Annotated in this window: 17 protein-coding genes; 7 read left to right on the forward strand and 10 right to left on the reverse strand. The window is 42.9% G+C overall.

Features of this window, described 5'->3' with window-relative positions; all coding sequences use genetic code 11:
- Positions 1–20 precede the first annotated feature (20 nt).
- A complete protein-coding gene (locus ACTU7M_RS01260; RefSeq protein ID WP_443472555.1) occupies positions 21–1,478 on the reverse strand; it encodes an MFS transporter in 1,458 nt (485 codons plus the stop codon).
- Positions 1,479–1,805: 327 nt separating this feature from the next.
- On the opposite strand from ACTU7M_RS01260, the gene ACTU7M_RS01265 reads away from it, so the two are divergent.
- Positions 1,806–2,096: a TIGR04104 family putative zinc finger protein gene (locus tag ACTU7M_RS01265; protein WP_443472556.1), complete on the forward strand. Its 291-nt coding sequence runs from the start codon at positions 1,806–1,808 to the stop codon at positions 2,094–2,096.
- A gap of 18 nt (positions 2,097–2,114) precedes the next feature.
- On the opposite strand, the gene ACTU7M_RS01270 is transcribed toward ACTU7M_RS01265, so the two are convergent.
- Positions 2,115–4,295: a DNA topoisomerase III gene (locus tag ACTU7M_RS01270; protein WP_443472557.1), complete on the reverse strand. Its 2,181-nt coding sequence runs from the start codon at positions 4,293–4,295 to the stop codon at positions 2,115–2,117.
- Positions 4,296–4,390: 95 nt separating this feature from the next.
- Here ACTU7M_RS01270 and ACTU7M_RS01275 point away from each other — a divergent pair, with 95 nt between their 5' ends.
- The gene (locus tag ACTU7M_RS01275; RefSeq protein WP_443472558.1) at positions 4,391–5,029 is read left to right on the forward strand and encodes an HI_0552 family protein; all 639 of its coding nucleotides are present in this window, start codon (positions 4,391–4,393) and stop codon (positions 5,027–5,029) included.
- Positions 5,030–5,274: 245 nt separating this feature from the next.
- Here the strand turns inward: ACTU7M_RS01275 and ACTU7M_RS01280 are convergent, their stop codons facing one another.
- Positions 5,275–7,695 (reverse strand): AAA family ATPase, encoded by a 2,421-nt coding sequence (locus ACTU7M_RS01280; RefSeq protein ID WP_443472559.1) that lies wholly within the window; start codon positions 7,693–7,695, stop codon positions 5,275–5,277.
- A gap of 240 nt (positions 7,696–7,935) precedes the next feature.
- Here ACTU7M_RS01280 and ACTU7M_RS01285 point away from each other — a divergent pair, with 240 nt between their 5' ends.
- The 3 genes from ACTU7M_RS01285 to ACTU7M_RS01295 are packed head-to-tail and all read left to right on the forward strand — an operon-like array spanning position 7,936 to position 10,022.
- A complete protein-coding gene (locus tag ACTU7M_RS01285) occupies positions 7,936–8,553 on the forward strand; it encodes a phosphoribosyltransferase (RefSeq protein WP_443472560.1) in 618 nt (205 codons plus the stop codon).
- A gap of 33 nt (positions 8,554–8,586) precedes the next feature.
- Entirely contained in the window at positions 8,587–8,820 is a 234-nt protein-coding gene (locus tag ACTU7M_RS01290) for a DUF1858 domain-containing protein (protein ID WP_443472561.1), read from the forward strand.
- The gene (locus ACTU7M_RS01295) at positions 8,817–10,022 is read left to right on the forward strand and encodes a DUF438 domain-containing protein (RefSeq protein WP_443472562.1); all 1,206 of its coding nucleotides are present in this window, start codon (positions 8,817–8,819) and stop codon (positions 10,020–10,022) included. The genes ACTU7M_RS01290 and ACTU7M_RS01295 overlap by 4 nt, the downstream gene beginning before the upstream one ends.
- Here ACTU7M_RS01295 and ACTU7M_RS01300 read toward each other — a convergent pair.
- Both ACTU7M_RS01300 and ACTU7M_RS01305 read right to left on the reverse strand, forming a co-directional pair.
- Positions 10,019–10,585, reverse strand: coding sequence for an NUDIX hydrolase (locus tag ACTU7M_RS01300; protein WP_443472563.1), 567 nt, complete (start codon positions 10,583–10,585; stop codon positions 10,019–10,021). The genes ACTU7M_RS01295 and ACTU7M_RS01300 overlap by 4 nt on opposite strands.
- 15 nt (positions 10,586–10,600) lie before the next feature.
- Complete coding sequence (locus ACTU7M_RS01305) at positions 10,601–10,837, reverse strand: hypothetical protein (RefSeq protein WP_443472564.1); 237 nt, start codon at positions 10,835–10,837, stop codon at positions 10,601–10,603.
- A 122-nt stretch (positions 10,838–10,959) separates the two neighbouring features.
- Here ACTU7M_RS01305 and ACTU7M_RS01310 point away from each other — a divergent pair, with 122 nt between their 5' ends.
- Together ACTU7M_RS01310 and ACTU7M_RS01315 are read left to right on the forward strand one after the other, a co-directional pair.
- Positions 10,960–11,280 (forward strand): putative heavy metal-binding protein, encoded by a 321-nt coding sequence (locus ACTU7M_RS01310; protein WP_443472565.1) that lies wholly within the window; start codon positions 10,960–10,962, stop codon positions 11,278–11,280.
- 20 nt (positions 11,281–11,300) lie between these two features.
- Positions 11,301–11,978, forward strand: coding sequence for a Crp/Fnr family transcriptional regulator (locus ACTU7M_RS01315; protein ID WP_443472566.1), 678 nt, complete (start codon positions 11,301–11,303; stop codon positions 11,976–11,978).
- A gap of 225 nt (positions 11,979–12,203) precedes the next feature.
- On the opposite strand, the gene ACTU7M_RS01320 is transcribed toward ACTU7M_RS01315, so the two are convergent.
- From ACTU7M_RS01320 to ACTU7M_RS01340, 5 genes are all read right to left on the reverse strand, one after another.
- Positions 12,204–13,088, reverse strand: a complete 885-nt coding sequence (locus tag ACTU7M_RS01320; RefSeq protein ID WP_443472567.1) for a VOC family protein — start codon at positions 13,086–13,088, stop codon at positions 12,204–12,206.
- Between the two features lie 18 nt (positions 13,089–13,106).
- Positions 13,107–13,427, reverse strand: coding sequence for a hypothetical protein (locus ACTU7M_RS01325; RefSeq protein WP_443472568.1), 321 nt, complete (start codon positions 13,425–13,427; stop codon positions 13,107–13,109).
- A gap of 36 nt (positions 13,428–13,463) precedes the next feature.
- Positions 13,464–14,210, reverse strand: a complete 747-nt coding sequence (locus tag ACTU7M_RS01330; protein WP_443472569.1) for a DNA/RNA non-specific endonuclease — start codon at positions 14,208–14,210, stop codon at positions 13,464–13,466.
- A gap of 3 nt (positions 14,211–14,213) precedes the next feature.
- A complete protein-coding gene (locus tag ACTU7M_RS01335; protein ID WP_443472570.1) occupies positions 14,214–14,675 on the reverse strand; it encodes a hypothetical protein in 462 nt (153 codons plus the stop codon).
- A 75-nt stretch (positions 14,676–14,750) separates the two neighbouring features.
- Positions 14,751–16,259 (reverse strand): DUF1846 domain-containing protein, encoded by a 1,509-nt coding sequence (locus tag ACTU7M_RS01340; RefSeq protein ID WP_443472571.1) that lies wholly within the window; start codon positions 16,257–16,259, stop codon positions 14,751–14,753.
- Positions 16,260–16,351 lie beyond the last annotated feature (92 nt).

The raw sequence follows: 16,351 nt of genomic DNA on the forward strand, positions 1-16,351 counted from the left end.
GCCTCTGGCCGTATACATTATTATGCTTTATGAGATTTTCTAGCTGCAATATCCATTTGGATTTTGTCCATTGCTTCTCTATTAAGTGGGTATTTGCGGATCAACACAAGAACCACCAAGTAAAGAACCATTGGAACACCGATCATCAACAAACCACCTGTTAAAAGGTTAGATGTTAATTGTTCTGTTGCTTCTGGATAGCCATCTGTAAATCCGATACCTGCAACGATAAATCCGATTACAATTGGCGCTAGTGAAGAAGCGATTGAGTCAGTCAATGAGAAGACTGTTCCGATTAGACCGGAAACAAAGCGTCCTGAACGTGCTGTTTCAAAGTCAGTAATGTCAGCTGACATTGTCAAAACGATAGATGTTGGGTATGCGTTACCAACCTTCAAGCCGATATATCCGATAATGAATAGCGTTGACAACAAACCACCATTCGTAAAGATTTGTGTAGGGTCTTCAGAGAAGAACAAGATTGCCAACATGATTGCTGATGACGCTAGTGCAACAAGAACTGAAATTGTGTAAGAAGATTTCAAGTCACGTTTCGTTGCTAGACGTGTGAACAATACCACGATCAACAAGTTGGGAATGATTTGCAATAGTGAGATACGTCCAGATAAACCATAGTTACCTAAGATGATACCGAACAAGATTACCAAGAATGCTTGGTCTCCGATTAGCTGTGCGTTAAATTTCATGATACCACCACTCAAAGCAAGAACTTGCAATGGCGTGTTCCCTTTAATGACTGACCAGTAGTCTTTAAGTGATTTCGTTTCAACAGTTTCTTCACCTAAACCAAAGTATTCTGTGCGGTCTTTTCTGCTGATACCGATAATAGCAAGGACTGTTAGAACCGCTGAGATGACCATAACGCCACCAAGGAATTCAGTAAAGAATGCTGTGTTAAATTCGCCACCATGACGTGGTGCCAAGAAGTTAGAAACAATAACTTGACCTAAAGCAAATACCCCGATTGAACTGAAAACTGTATCGTAGATAGAGAACAATGGACGTTGTGTCGGGTCATTAGTCAAAGCCGGTTGCGCTGCTTTAGTAACAGTTTGTTGGAATGAGTACACAATTTTATGGAATACAAGTGCTACTAAGAATAAAACTGTTTGAGTTACTCCCGTAAAACGGTGAGTACTGAACAATAGCAAGAATGATAGAATCAAGCCGATGTTAGAAATTAACATTAGCGGACGGAATTTACCCCAACGTGTATTGAAGCGGTCCATGACAACCCCGATTGTCGGATCAATAAGACCATCAAATAGACGAGCTGCTCCTAATAGGTTACTTACTAATAAAGTCGTAAATCCTGCAACCCCTGTTGCATAGTAAGTCAAGAATCCAAAAGCAAAAAGATATAAGTTCGTTGCTGAGTTGTTCAATGAGAAGAACGCAATCTCCCACTGTTTAGCACGATGATAATTGCTTGTTGTACTAGATTGATTTTGTGACATATTAAAGCTCCTTCCAGTTCGGAAATTATTTTTTCAATAAAAGATAGATACTTAACTGTAAATCGCTTTCATTGCATAAGATAATTATAGCTTAAATTAAATTAAATACAATACACTTCATGTTGATGCATTTGTGCGTCTTTTTAAAAAAATAGGCAATATAGTTCAATCTTTGCAAAATGATGCGTTTTCATGAAAATGTAAAACGTTTTATTCAAACGTTTTCTTTTTTATTTTTTCTTGTCCAAAGCTGTTATGTGAAAAGATGAGCTTTTCAAGTGGTTACGTGATATGATATTTCTGAATATCTTTTAAGGGGGAGCATATATGATTCATTGTCCGCACTGCAACCAGAAGCAAACGTTTTGGCAAACCTATAAAGCCTTTTATAAAATGAAGCACTGGCATATTATATGTCCGCATTGTAATCAGGAAATCACACTCACTTACAAGGACCAAGACAAGGTCATGTTTTTGCGCATCCCGATTCTATTGCTGGTTTTGTTGTTATTGCCGGATAATAAGTTATATTTCACGATTGTCTTTTTATATACACTTTTCATCCCCTTGCTTTATCCCTATTTATTAGCGGATACGTTTAAGAACCACTCCTCATAGTTGAGGAGTGGTTCTTTTTTAGTCGTCTAATTTCAGGCCTTTAAGGGCCTCGAACAATGGATTATTGATTGGCTCTTCTTTTTGCTGGTTCTTCAAGAACTTTTGGACATCCCGTTTATCGGCTTTTTTATTGCCTTGTTTTCGGCGATTCTGGAATACAGAAAGCTTTTCACGGTGACCACAATTCTTGCAGACAAACATCTGGCCGTCGCCCTCTCCCACCATTTCTAATTTCTTATGGCATTGCGGACAACGTGCATTCGTAATCCGGGAAATGTTCTTGCGATGACCACATTCACGATCTTGGCAAACGAGCATTTTGCCCTTCTTACCGTTCACTTCCAGCATCGGCTTGCCGCAATCCGGGCAAAGTTTCGAGGTTATATTGTCATGTTTGAATTTCGTATCGTCTTGTTTGATTTCTGAGACGATTTTTGTCGTGTAAGCTTTCATTTCTTCTATAAAAGCTTCCTTGTTCAATTGGCCTTTGGCGATTTTTTCAAGTTTCAATTCCCATTCGGCCGTTAGTTCCGGTGACTGCAACTCGGTTGGGACAAGTTCCAACAACTGACGCCCTTTACCTGTAGCATGGATATTATTGCCGCGTTTTTCAATCATGAAAGAGTTGAATAGTTTATCGATAATATCGGCACGCGTCGCAACTGTTCCCAGTCCTCCTGTTTCTTTTAAGGTTTGCGCGAGTTTCTGATCGCTGGCATCCATGTATTTCGCTGGATTTTCCATTGCGGTCAAGAGTGTCGCTTCCGTGAAAGGTGCAGGTGGTTTGGTCTGGCCATTTGTTTCGGTTACGTAATCAATCGGAAGTGTGGCGCCAATTTGTAGCTGTGGCAAGAGTTGATCTTTTATTTCTTCCTCATCTTCGTCCTGGTGGTTGTAAATATCACGCCATCCAGCAGCAAGGATGGTTTTTCCTTTTGCAAAGAAGGTTTCGCCCTGTAAATCGACTTCCAAAGTGACTTGTTCCCACTCGTGGTTCGGGGACAGAACGGCCAGGAAGCGTTTGACGACCAAATCGTAAATCTTGCGTTCGCGATCGGTTAGTTTCTGAATCTGCACGACTTCCTCGGTTGGAATGATGGCATGATGATCGGAAACCTTGTTGTTGTCGACAAAGGATTTGTTGGCTTTGATCGGTTGGGACTGGATTTTATTCGCAGCCGCGCGGTAAGCTGGAATCGCGATTGCTTTCAAACGGTCCGGTAAAGTCGCAACAATATCGCTGGATAGGTAACGGGAATCCGTCCGCGGATACGTCAACAGCTTATGGCGCTCGTAAAGAGTTTGCATCAAGTTCAGCGTTTCTTTGGCGGAAAAACCAAAGAGACGGTTGGCATCACGCTGTAGTTCCGTTAAATCGTAAAGCCCTGGTGCAGGGGTAGTTTTGCGCTTACGGTCGATATTTTTGACTATTGCGTCCTGATTACCGATTTGCTTGTGCAATTTTTGAATGTGCTCGCGATTGAATGAGCGACTGTTATTTTGTTTATCGCGCCAAGTCAGTTTCAGTCCGTCTTTGGTACGTGCTTCCAGACCGTAGTAAGTTTTAGGCTGGAATTGCTTGATTTCTTCTTCACGTTTGGCAATGATGGCGACGACCGGCGTTTGCACCCGACCGCAGTTTAGCTGTGCATTGTGTTTCGTGGTCAATGCGCGGGTAGCGTTCAAGCCGATGTACCAGTCTGCTTCAGAGCGGGCAACGGCAGATTTGTAGAGATTTTCGTATTGCTTGCCAGGCTTCAGGTTGTTGAAACCATCCTTGATGGCTTTGTCGGTAACAGAAGAAATCCACAAGCGCTTGATTGGTTTATGGACTTTTGCCATGTCGATAATCCAACGGGCAACCAGTTCCCCTTCACGGCCGGCGTCGGTCGCGATGATGATTTCGTTGACGTCCTTGCGGAGAAGTTGTTGTTTCACGGCATTGTACTGCTTACCACTTTGACGGATGACGGTAAGCTTCAGGTCTTTCGGCAACATCGGTAAGTCGTTGAGGTTCCATGTTTTGTATTTATTATCGTATTGCTCCGGCTCGGCTAAAGTAACGAGGTGCCCCAATGCCCATGTTACGATATAGCGATCGCCTTCCAAATAGCCTTGGCCTTTCTTGTTGCACTTCAATACACGTGCAATATCACGCGCCACAGAAGGCTTTTCGGCCAGTACGACACTTTTTTGCATAATAATTTTCAATCCCCTTCGGTTTTAGAGTCTGTAATACTATACCATAATTTCGAAGGTTGGTTTGTTATAATGACTCAAAGGAGCTGTGGTGGATGATAATCGATATTGCTGCGATGGCGCATTATTTGACCTATCGCGATTTAAAATATATTGCGCCGGCGAAGGCTGGTGAGCGCATGGCTGAGATGGATATATTCAAGAAGGATGGTCAATCAGCGCGGAGAGCTTTTGTTATATTGGCTAAGATGGTGGATGAGCAGCTGGTTGATTTTTCGATGCAAAAAGTGAGCGGCTGGATGAATCAGGCCCAGGTTGGTCGGCCTCTTTTTTTCTGCTACTACCATTATGAAGGCGCCAGTCGCTTGGACCCGACGTTTGCTATCCGGTTGCTGACGCTTGAGGGACGGTTGGGCATTTCTGTTGAGGTCAGTTTCATCGAGCGCGGTGTGGTGCCGGAAACGGTGGCGCGCCAGAATCAGGTGCTGGATATTCCCGCTTCGGATGGCATGTATTACTTGGTACAGCAGGATGGGGAAAACCACCGGGAAGAGGGTACCGAGGAAGTCCGCCTGGCACTGCGAGAGAAGCGTGATGCAGGCGTCATTCGCAAAGCGCTCGTGAAGCATGATATTCCCGATTTGGCTAAGTTTGAGACTGACGAAACTCTGATAGCAGCAATCCTTGAGGGCTTTCAAGTGTTGAGTCCCTACTTTGAGGCGACCCGGATTTGACAAAGTGATTACTCGCGGGCAATTTTGGCTCTGAGTAATCACTTTTCCCTCTAAAGTGATTACTCAGGAGCGATTTCTTGGTTGAGTAATCACTTTTGAACCCAACCCGCTTACTCAGACGGAAATTTGGATTTGAGTAAGCGGGTTGAGTGGACATAACTTTTCAATCGCGACTAAGTTATGTCCAAATCCAATCAAAAACGGACATAACCCGGGGCACCCCTAAAGTTATGTCCGTTTCATATTTATATTTCCTTGATATCTTCCGGCAAAATGATAAAGAGGTCTGCCTCTTCATCCAATGCCAGGCGATTACTCTGTTGCAGCTTCGTTTGCTCAAACAAACTGCGCGCTGCACGGGCATTTCCGAAATGGCGGTCGCGTTTTGCATAGGCTGCTTCGAAAACTTCCTGCAATTTCGCCACTGTTTCATCCGGCAACACAAATCCTTGCTTCTTGGCACCAGCCCGGAAAATCTCCACCAACTCGGAGCTACTATAATCATGGAAATCAATCGTGTAGGCGACTCGACTGCGGATTCCGGCGTTCATACTGAGCATCCGTTCCATTTCGTCCGGGTAACCAGCCATGATTACCACCAGCTTGTCGCGGTTATCTTCCATTTCCTTAATCAGGGTACTGATTGCTTCATAACCGAAATCATTTTGCGATCCTGAATAAAGTGAGTAGGCCTCGTCGATGAATAACACGCCACCGTAGGCTTCCTTGATTTTTTCAAGTGTCTTGGGACCCGTCTGGCCGACGTATTGACCGACCAAATCGTCGCGTGTCACTTCAATCATATGACCCCGCTTCAAAACGCCAATCGATTTCAGGATTTTACTGATCAAACGGGCGATAGTCGTCTTACCGGTACCTGGTTTTCCAGTGAACACCATGTGTAGCGACAAATCGGTCATCGCATACCCTTTTTCCTCGCGGCGTTTTTCTGCACGCACATAGTTGGTAATGGATTTAACCTGTTCCTTGACGTTATCCAGCCCAATCAATTCTTCTAACTGACCCATCAAATCCTTGATGTCGTCGCCGAACAGCTGCGCCGGATCAATTCCAAAGTCCAATGGCTCCAAAATGACCAAATCTTCCTCAGTAAGTACCTCTTCGCTCAAACGGAAAGCCCGTTCGCGCATCGCAGCTTCCATGATATTACGAACCGCACGTGCATTCGCAAACTGGGGCAACACTTTTTCTTGATTAATTTTCACCAAGAAAGCTTTCTCCCCGTTTTCCGTCAATGTATAATGGTTCGCTTCCGCTTGTTGCTTGGCGATTTCCAATAACTCAAAATCAGAAAAATCATCGAAATTCACTTGCATGTTGATCCGACTCGATAGACCGGGATTCGATTTCAACAGATCTTTCATCCCTTCGTCGTAACCCGCCAAAATGACGATAAAATCATTACGGTAGTCCTCCATCGCCTTGATCAACACTTCCAGCGCTTCCGAACCGTAGTCGGACTGATCATTTTTGGCAGGCGTCAAAGCGTAAGCTTCATCTATGAAAAGAACCCCACCTTTGGCCGATTCAATCACTTCACGCGTCTTTTGTGCCGTTTGTCCCATGTAGCCGCCAACCAAGTCCGAGCGATCCACTTCCACCAACTGCCCGGTTTCCAAAATACCCAAGGCTGTGAAAATATCACCGATGATGCGGGCAACTGTCGTCTTCCCCGTCCCCGGATTTCCGGAAAAGGCAAAATGATAGCTTGGCTGCAGACTCTTTTCAATGGAGAGCATATAGGAACGACGTTTCTCATACTCAACCAATTTGACGATGCGATTCACTTCACGTTTTACTTCGTCCAAACCAATCAATTGATTCAACTCTTCCAAAGCATCGTCCAGGGATCGTCTTGTTTTTTGATTATAAGGCTGGGCCGGTTCAAAACCGAAGAAGTCGGCTTCATTTGACCGGCGACTTTTTTTCGGTTGCATGCTTTCAATCAAGGAGGCCACTTTGGCTGTGCTATGCGACAATGGGCGGGTTTGTTTCAAATATTCGAATATTTTTCGGCATTCTTCGAAATCGCCATGAATATAGTAAGCATAAACACGGTCGTATTCAATGTCATCATCATAGCCATATTTTTCCGAAGTTGTGATGGATTCCAAAATCGTATCGAGTGGCGCTTCTTTTTGCAGTAAAATCTTGGTTTTCAAGCGATGAGACGTATAGGTTTTTGGTCGTTCTTTCAATATTTCCTCGGTCAAGGTCAGTGCCTTTTCCAGTTGATTGCGGCCAAATGCCATCTCAGACAATATTTTTGCTGCTTCCCAGTTGCTACTATCCGCCTCGTGAGCGCGGGCAGCATAATGTTCTGCTTCTTTAGGTAACTTCAAATCAAGGTATAATTGCGCCAATAATACCAGATAATTATCCCTTTCCGGTTCTGCTTCAACTGCTTTTTGAGCAAAGGCCATTGCCTTTTTGTAATCATGACTCTTGAAATAATTCAAGGCCAACAAGTAGTTAACTTGTGGGTGATCGGGATAAGCCTGATACGCTTCACGTAAAATAGGCACGCTACTCAACGCCATATTATTTTTGATATTATATTCCATCCCACGCAAACGGGATTCCATTGATTCGACGGTCATCCCATCCATTGTAATAGCGTCATTTTCTTTAAAAGTCGATTCCACAAATTGGCCTCCTTTCATATATTCTGTATCTAAATTTAAAATTTCTGTTTCAATTATCGCCTCTTATTTTAACATATTCTGCAGGTGATTTCCCGTTTACATGCTTATATTCACAAATTTCCAGGCAAATGAAGCAGTTCAAAAATTCTGTTTTATTATAGGCTTTGGGATTTTTTTCATTTCGTGCTATTATTAGGGTGTAAGAAAGCGTTTTATTCAAGTCGGAAAGGAGTCGTTATCATGTTCAAAAATCGTGAAGATGCTGGGATGCAGCTTGCGGAAATGTTGCTTGATTATCAAGACCAAGAAGTCGTTGTTTTTACTTTGCCTAGAGGGGGCGTTCCCCTAGGAGTCGCAGTAGCGAAACGTCTGAATGCCCCTTTGGATTTGATTATAACACGTAAAATCGGCCACCCCTTTAATCCCGAATACGCAATTGGTGCTATCTCAGAAAATGGGAAAGCTTTCTATAATCAGCTGGAAATCGCAAAGGTCGATGATACCTGGCTGGAAAATGAAGAAGCACGCTTGAGAAATGAAATTAAAAGACGACGCCATAAATATGGTGCGAAAGAAGTTTCTGTCAGTAGCAAGACCGCTATTATAGTCGATGACGGTATCGCCACGGGCTTTACCATGTTGGCGGCCATCGATGACGTCAAGAAAGATAATCCGAATCGGATCATCGTTGCCATCCCAGTTGTACCGGAACGAATGGCGGAACAACTCGAGAAGGAAGTAGATGAAGTCGTCGCTATCGAACGCACACGCGCTTATCTTGGTTCAGTAGGAGCGTATTACAAAGAATTCGGGCAGATAACAGATGAAGAAATTCTGGAACAGCTTGATTTTAAATAGTTAATTGTTTAGTATTTTAGGCGAGGTGAAGGAATGAAAGAAATCAGTTTGAAAGATACAGTCTACGAAACAGTAACCAATAATCCTGAAGTACGCGAAGTTATTGTGGGTTTGGGATTTGCACCGTTACGTGATGATAAAATGTTACAGACTGCAGGAAGAATGATGACTTTGGGAAAAGCTGCCAAGCAATTTGGGATTTCCTACGAAACCATTGTAGCGACCCTTCAGGCAAACGGTTTTACCGTTAAGGAGGACAGTCTGTGATTGAAGATTTGAAAAATAAACGTTCAAAAGATTTCGAAGATCGCCAAGCCATTTTAAAGGATTTAATTTTGCGTTTGCATGCCGATGAAAATCCAGACGTCATCAAACAAGAATTCAAGGAACACTTCGGAAATGTGAGTGCGTTTGAAATCTCAGTCATGGAACGTCGTTTGATGGGCGAAGGGATTGAAGCGGAAGAAATTATGCGTTTGTGTAATGTGCATGCTTCCCTTTTCAACGGCTCCATTGAAGCCGTCTATCAACAAGGTGAAGGCCATGACAGCCCCGGACACCCGATCCGTGTACTGAAAGAAGAGAACTTGGCCCTTGAAAGTACAATGGATAAGATCGTTAATCTGTTGGCCGCTTATCTAGAAGAACCAGATGCGCAATTAAAAAAAGGTTTGTTGATGCAACTCGATATGCTCTGGGAAATTGACAAACACTATGCGCGCAAGGAGAACTCCTACTTTCCGATTATGGAACGTTACGGGATGACGGCTCCACCGAAAGTTATGTGGGGCGTGGATGATGAAATTCGTGAATTAATCAAGGATTTTCGTACCCGTATTGAAAATGATGAACGTGAGGGTCTTGATTTCGAACCCGTTAAATATGAAGTGGAAGAAATGATTGTAAAAGAAGAAGAAATTATGTTGCCCATGATAATCCCCTTCTTCAATGAAGATGACTGGATTTCCATCGCGGACGAGTCTGAAGAAATTGGTTTCTGCATCGTCAAACCTGAACAGAAATGGATACCAAAACGCGAAAAAGTGGAGGCATCTATTGAATCCGGTAATATCGATCTAGGGCTTGGTGTCTTGACTCAGAAAGAACTGAAAAAAATCCTGGATTTACAACCGCTGGAATTAACGTTTATCGATGAAAATGACATCGTAAAATACTTCAATGATGGTCCGGAACGCAAGCTCTTCCCGCGTACCAAAAATGCCATTGGGCGGGAAGTTTATAATTGCCATCCACCGAAAAGTCAGCCTATCGTGCGCAAACTGATTGCAGACTTCAAGGCTGGGGCCAAGGATAGCGAAACGCTCTGGTTCCGTGCCCGCGACACCTATGTGATGGTCAGCTACGCGGCTGTGCGTGATGACGATGGCACTTATATGGGAACATTGGAATGGGTACAAAATATCGAAAACATTATTAATATTGAAGAAGAGAAACGGACAATCGATTAAGATTGTCCGTTTTTTGGTAATTTGTCATTCAGCTTTTGGTAGATGGGTTTCATCTCCGGTTCTGTGGTCCGGGCCACCGCTTCATCCAATTCCATCCAGGCCACTGCGCTGTTCTCATCGGGTTTGATGGCGAGTGTGTCAGTTTCGGATGCTTGGAGTAAGTAGGTCACGTTCAAATGAAGGTGCGTGCGGATCTTTTTCCCTTTTTTCACATGAGCGGGAACATCGAGAATTTCGATGGCATAAATATTTTCACTGACGGGAGTAATGTTCTGTAGGCCGGTTTCCTCCTCGACTTCTTTAAGTGCGACGCGAAGAAAGTTGTCGTCGCCATCAACATGGCCGCCCACCCAAGACCAGGAGTCGTAGATATTGTGATACGCCATGACTGTTTTGGTGAAATCTTCATTAACCACCCAAGCGGATGCCGTAAAATGTGCAGCATCATTATTGCGCGTCAATATATCCTGGAAAGTATCGATATATTCGAGCATGCGGGCCTTGTCTGTCCGTTCTTGTTCATTATAAGGTTCATAATCCATGATTGCCTGACGATAATTCACAGTCCCTCTGTCCTTTCAGTTAACGTGGTATTTTTGGACCACGAATTGATTTTTTTTATTACGTTTGCCATAAATGACAACTGTTTTGCCCTCGGTGACGTGGAAAAGAAAGTTGAGTGAATGATTTTTGATCAGACAATTTTCCTTGGTATCACGCTCACCGTTCAAAGTAAAACGCACGAGTGGCATCTCATCCAACTTCAAAATTTTAATCTTTTCTACCTGCCCTTTCAAGTACCATGTATCTTCCATTTTCCGCACCCCGTTTCTTTGTTTCAATTATACGAACAAGCGTTCTTGTTTGTCAAGCGAACAAGTTGGAATGATATGGTATAATTTTTTCAGATACAACAAAACACAAGGAGGCATTTTTGATGATTATCACAACTACGAGTAGTATTGAAGGTAGAACAATCGTGTCCTACGAAGATGTTGTTTTTGGCGAAGTTATTTCCGGGATTAATTTTATGAAAGATATCGGTGCGGGCATGCGTAACTTTTTCGGCGGCCGTTCACAAGGCTATGAAGAGGAAATTGTCGTGGCGCGCGATCAAGCGTTAAACGAAATGGAAAACCGTGCGCTTCAGTTGGGTGCCGATGCGGTCATTGGCGTAAAAATGGACTATGAAACACTCGGTGCTGATAATGGAATGATTATGGTCACGTGCAGTGGGACTGCAGTGAAACTGAACTAATTTAGAAAGGTGTGAAATGGGTGCCTAATAATCAACCTGGTTACGTTCATTCTTGTGTCTCGCTTGTACCGATTTTTAACCACCTGGAAGTTGAGCAGATGGATGAAATTTCTAAGACAGCGCACACTCGGCACTTCAAAAAAGGTGAATTTATCTATCAACCCCAAGAAGAATCGGATTCTTTATATATCGTCCATAAGGGCTGGGTAAGGATTTATCGCTTGACGGAAAATGGGAAAGAGCAACTCGTCCGTTTCTTGGGACCGGGTGATTTCACTGGAGAAATGGCATTGTTCCGTTCCTCCGTTCACGACTCGTTTGCTGAAGCTACCCGTGATACCGCAGTTTGTGTGATTACCAAAGATGATTTACAACCGCTATTGGCAAATTACCCTGCTATTTCCTTGAAAATCATGGAAGAATTTTCAAGGAGGCTGGAACAGTCCGAACGCCAAACTACGATTGTGGCAACGGAAAAAGTGGAAGTGCGGTTAGCCATGTTCCTGGTTGAATTGATGGAAGAAGGTTCAAGCGTTGTAAACTTGCCAATGTCAAAAAAAGACTTGGCTTCATTCCTGGGAACGACACCGGAAACCATTAGCCGGAAATTGGGATCGTTGGAAGATCGCGGATTGATCAAGCAAATTTCGAACAAAAAAATAGAAATCATGGATGCGGACGAATTGCTGTTGGGATAGAACCAAGGCTTTTTAACGAATTAAACCATTTTAACTGAAATTTTTACCGCAAATGGTTTAATTAACCAGAATAAAACCATTTCGACATAAATTTTCACCACAAATGGTTTAATTAACAATTATTAAACCATTTCAACCTAATTTTGCGGACCAAATGGTTTAATTAATCAAAATCATCGCGAGAACGACAAAAAACTGGTGCACCCATTGAGGCGCACCAGTTTTTTATCCTTTAAAAGCCTCACGTAAGGCTGCAATATCCAACTTCTTCATTTCCAGGAACGCCGCGACTACACGTTTTTTCGCCTCCGCGTCTTTTGTCAGCATCATTTCGTCGAGTTCACGCGGAACGATTTGCCAAGAGACACCAAATTTATCTTTCAACCAGCCACATACCTCGGATTCAGGTACGGCGGTCAATTTCTCCCAGTAATAATCAATTTCCTCTTGCGTGTCGCAATACACGATAAAAGAAAATGCTTCGTTAAAATTAAAATTGTGGGCCACACTGTTTTCGCTTATGACGAAAGCGACATCCTCGTACAGTTGTTTGGAAAACATCACCGTACCTTCTTTTTCAGTTGGAAGTCCCGCTGGATTGCGATAAATCTCAAGCATTTCAGAATGCTTGAATACATCCAGATAATGATTGATCGCTTCTTCAGCATGTCCATACTGCTCATTGATATACATCAATGCAGGATAAATTTTCTGTCGCATCTCGCTCGCATTCGTATCGTACATGAGTTGCCAAGTAAGCCCAAAGCGGTCCTGCACCCAACCAAATCTTTCACTGAATGGGTACTTATCCAATTCCATTAACGCAAAGCCGCCATCAATCAGCCGCTCCCACAAAGCATCCATTTCCTCTACCGTATCACAAAACACCATCAAAGAAATTGAAGGATTTAATTTGAAAAAAGGACCTGCGGAAATAGCTACAAAATCAAGTCCGGCTAACTTAAAACCAAATTGCTCACTGTCCCCTGATGGTGTGTCTTCAACCACCGTGGACCAGGTTATTTCTGAATCATCAAACAAGGAAACATAAAAATTGACAGCTTCTTTTGCCTCAGTGTCGTACCACAAACTTGGAACGATTTTATGCATGTTACTTCCTCCTTATTTTTACCCGATGAAACCTCCCAATAAAAATCCTGCCAACAATACAGCAATCGGTATAGAGATGACAAAAGCCAAAATTCCCAATAACGAACGATCCTCACGCCAAACAATTGCAATCAGGCTACCTACCAAACTGATAAAAGCACCAAGCATTCCCGTCAGCGTGAAAAAAATCATGAACCAGTCAAATGTATTCGGGTTCCCTGTTTCACCGCCGAATCGCGGCTGTAAAAGAGTCGCCGAAACCCAGGTTAAAATGAAATAAATGATTCCCCATGCGGATATTTTACCAAGCTTCGTTCTCGGACGTAGTTTTAGACTCATTCAGATTCCTCCCCTCCACTGACACTTCTTCTGCTTCTATTTTACCATTTTTCTACTTGTTCCATCACTATAATTGATTTCGTAACCGTCTTGAACGTTAAAAATATAAACATTAAAACGCAAACCATCATCTTCAACCGACTGCGCCATCAATTGTACCCCACGTGCCACTTTTTCCTCATCGCGGAAAATCGGTCGCACCATATAACGCACATGGTTATTCGTTTGTTTCAAATAATACGCAATATCATTTTCAAAGCGTAACATATTCGGATTATTCAAACTGCGTGTCCCCGTCATCAAGTTACGGATATTATTATTTTCTCCGGTCAACTGAAAACCGATTAAGTGACTGCGATTATATAACCATTGCCCATTATCCAACTTCTTTTGCTTCCAGCCAGTTGGGTCGATATACAAACCCTCACGTTCCTCGGTCGGAAATAAGTCGGTCCCAAGCATAGCATGAGCGGGACCAACCCGGTTAAAGTGATCCAGTTCCGTAAAGGATTGCCAGCTGCCATCCACCAATGATAATTCGTCCTCACTGAATTCCGGCACGTTATCGTTTACTTCAACTACCTGGTTAATCCCGTCATATTCCAAATACGCCAATTCTGAATCTGGAATCGTTTGGGTCATCAAAATGGATTCTACAAATTCCTGGATAACCGGTAAAGGTTGTGTCATAAGAATAAAGAACGAGGCAGCCACCGCCAGCACGCTCGATATCACTTTCAAGTTAACGTCTACTTCATCTTTCTTTTTTCTACCTTGTGCCATTGCCTAACCTTTCTGAAAACCTTCATCGTGCAGGTAGCCTTCGCCTGCTTCTTTCGTTTTAAATATTCCTTCTACTTGTCCGTCTGCCAACAATACCGACCAAATAGGGTTTTCGTAAGTCAAACGCAAGGCTTCGCCATTCGCGTCAAACCATAATTCATAATAGCCATCCTCGTAGCCATCCTCGGTTTTTTTCAAATGTGCAATCGCTTTGTCTACCCACTCACGAAGGCCCGCTTCATCCTCTTCCAAAACCGAAACGTACCCTTTTTGTGTTTCTTCTTTTGGCAAATAACCCGCGTAAATCAAAGCGTTGCCGTTTGGATGCAAATTACGTACGACTACTGTTTTAGCAACCGCACTTCCTTTAAAATGATAATTCAATCTTTTTAAAGAAACCGGTGCTGATTCCAGTTCCGCGTAGCTATCAAAAATTCTTTTTTTCTCTTCAAATGATAAGGTCATACGACACCTCTTCTAATATTAGTTCACCTCATTATAACAGAAAACGGAGCGCTCCTGACAGCACTCCCGTTTCGTTTAAATATAATAAAGGTTTTCGGATGGATATTGTGCATCACTGGTAATATCGATTCCCAAATTCCGCAGAATTTGTTCATCGTCTTTCTTCAACATTACCGTCGAATGGGCCTGAACACCTTCCAATTCGGATAACTTGTTGTAGCACAGTTGCGCTGTCGGGTTCGTTACCGCACTAATTGCCAAGGCAATCAAAATTTCATTCGCATTCAAGATTGGACGACGGTTATGCAGGACGTCTGCTTTTGTTTTTTGAATGGTTTCCAAAATCGTCAAGGACAGCAATGGAATTTCATCGGCCACATTGGCCAAAAATTTAATGGAGTTCAAAATAGCTGCCGAGGAGGAATCCATTAAGTTGGATGTTCGTCCGGTTACGATGCGCCCATCGTTCAGTTCAAATGCCATCACAGCTTGCGTTTCATTGGTTTCAGCACGTTGACGACACTTATCGGCATAATCACGTGCTGGTTGGACCGAGAGACGATCCGTGTGTGTCAAATCCGCTTCGTCCAACAAAATTTTCATGCGATAAACAATATCCTCGCTTAACAGCCCTTTTTTGTAGTCACATTCCACGCCAAAACTTCTGCGAATCATTTCTTGTTTGGATGCTTCACGAACGACTTCGTCATCCACAATCCCAAATCCAACCCGATTTACGCCCATATCGGTTGGGGATTGGTATACCGATTCTTTTTGCGTGATTTTTTCGATAATCCGTTTGATAACCGGGAAGATTTCGATATCACGGTTATAGTTGACCGCCACTTCATGGTATTTTTCAAAATGGAAGTTATCAATCATGTTAACGTCTTTCAAGTCAACTGTTGCTGCTTCATAAGCCATGTTCAACGGATGTTTTAAAGGAACATTCCAAACGGGGAAAGTTTCAAATTTTGAATATCCTGCCGAACGACCCATTTGATTTTCATGATACAACTGGTTCAGACATGTCGCCAATTTGCCGCTACCGCCACCCGGTGCCGTCATTACGACGATTGGTTTGGTTGTTTCAATATATGAATTTGACCCGAATCCTTCTTCGCTTACGATCATTTCCACATCTGAAGGATAACCTTCGATATTTTTATGGGTGTAAACTTTGATATCGCGTTTTTCGAGTTTATTAATGAATACTTTTGTGCTTGGTTGACCATGATAGCGCGTGATTACGACGCTGTTGACGGACAGGCCATATTCCCGAAATTCATCGATTAAACGAAAGACTTCCATATCATAAGTAATTCCGTAGTCACCACGAATTTTATTACGTTCAATATCGCCGGCATAAACACAAATCACGATTTCCGATTTGTCTGCCAAGCGTTGTAAAATTTTGATTTTCGCATCTTCATCGAAACCAGGTAGGACCCTTTTTGCATGCTTGTCGCCAATTAATTTCCCACCGAATTCTAGATATAGCTTATCGTAGTGATTCACACGCTCTGAAATATAGCGCGTTTGTTCTTCGATGTACTTCTTTGAATCAAATCCTATTTTACCCATTTCCTACCTCCTCGATTCTGTTCAACTCTATTAATTATAGCGATTTTTCCGAGCATAGCAACGTTTGGTTTCATCATTGACTTTATCACCGG

The organism is Jeotgalibaca sp. A122 (assembly GCF_052266715.1).
In the GTDB taxonomy this organism is placed as follows: Bacteria; Bacillota; Bacilli; order Lactobacillales; family Aerococcaceae; genus Jeotgalibaca.

What these genes read in the sequence shown, in the direction of transcription:
- ACTU7M_RS01260 (WP_443472555.1), bottom strand. Translation starts at nt 1,478, where the DNA reads ATGTCACAAAATCAATCTAGTACAACAAGCAATTATCATCGTGCTAAA.
- ACTU7M_RS01265 (WP_443472556.1), top strand. Translation starts at nt 1,806, where the DNA reads ATGATTCATTGTCCGCACTGCAACCAGAAGCAAACGTTTTGGCAAACC.
- ACTU7M_RS01270 (WP_443472557.1), bottom strand. Translation starts at nt 4,295, where the DNA reads ATGCAAAAAAGTGTCGTACTGGCCGAAAAGCCTTCTGTGGCGCGTGAT.
- ACTU7M_RS01275 (WP_443472558.1), top strand. Translation starts at nt 4,391, where the DNA reads ATGATAATCGATATTGCTGCGATGGCGCATTATTTGACCTATCGCGAT.
- ACTU7M_RS01285 (WP_443472560.1), top strand. Translation starts at nt 7,936, where the DNA reads ATGTTCAAAAATCGTGAAGATGCTGGGATGCAGCTTGCGGAAATGTTG.
- ACTU7M_RS01290 (WP_443472561.1), top strand. Translation starts at nt 8,587, where the DNA reads ATGAAAGAAATCAGTTTGAAAGATACAGTCTACGAAACAGTAACCAAT.
- ACTU7M_RS01305 (WP_443472564.1), bottom strand. Translation starts at nt 10,837, where the DNA reads ATGGAAGATACATGGTACTTGAAAGGGCAGGTAGAAAAGATTAAAATT.
- ACTU7M_RS01310 (WP_443472565.1), top strand. Translation starts at nt 10,960, where the DNA reads ATGATTATCACAACTACGAGTAGTATTGAAGGTAGAACAATCGTGTCC.
- ACTU7M_RS01320 (WP_443472567.1), bottom strand. Translation starts at nt 13,088, where the DNA reads ATGCATAAAATCGTTCCAAGTTTGTGGTACGACACTGAGGCAAAAGAA.
- ACTU7M_RS01325 (WP_443472568.1), bottom strand. Translation starts at nt 13,427, where the DNA reads ATGAGTCTAAAACTACGTCCGAGAACGAAGCTTGGTAAAATATCCGCA.
- ACTU7M_RS01330 (WP_443472569.1), bottom strand. Translation starts at nt 14,210, where the DNA reads ATGGCACAAGGTAGAAAAAAGAAAGATGAAGTAGACGTTAACTTGAAA.
- ACTU7M_RS01335 (WP_443472570.1), bottom strand. Translation starts at nt 14,675, where the DNA reads ATGACCTTATCATTTGAAGAGAAAAAAAGAATTTTTGATAGCTACGCG.
- ACTU7M_RS01340 (WP_443472571.1), bottom strand. Translation starts at nt 16,259, where the DNA reads ATGGGTAAAATAGGATTTGATTCAAAGAAGTACATCGAAGAACAAACG.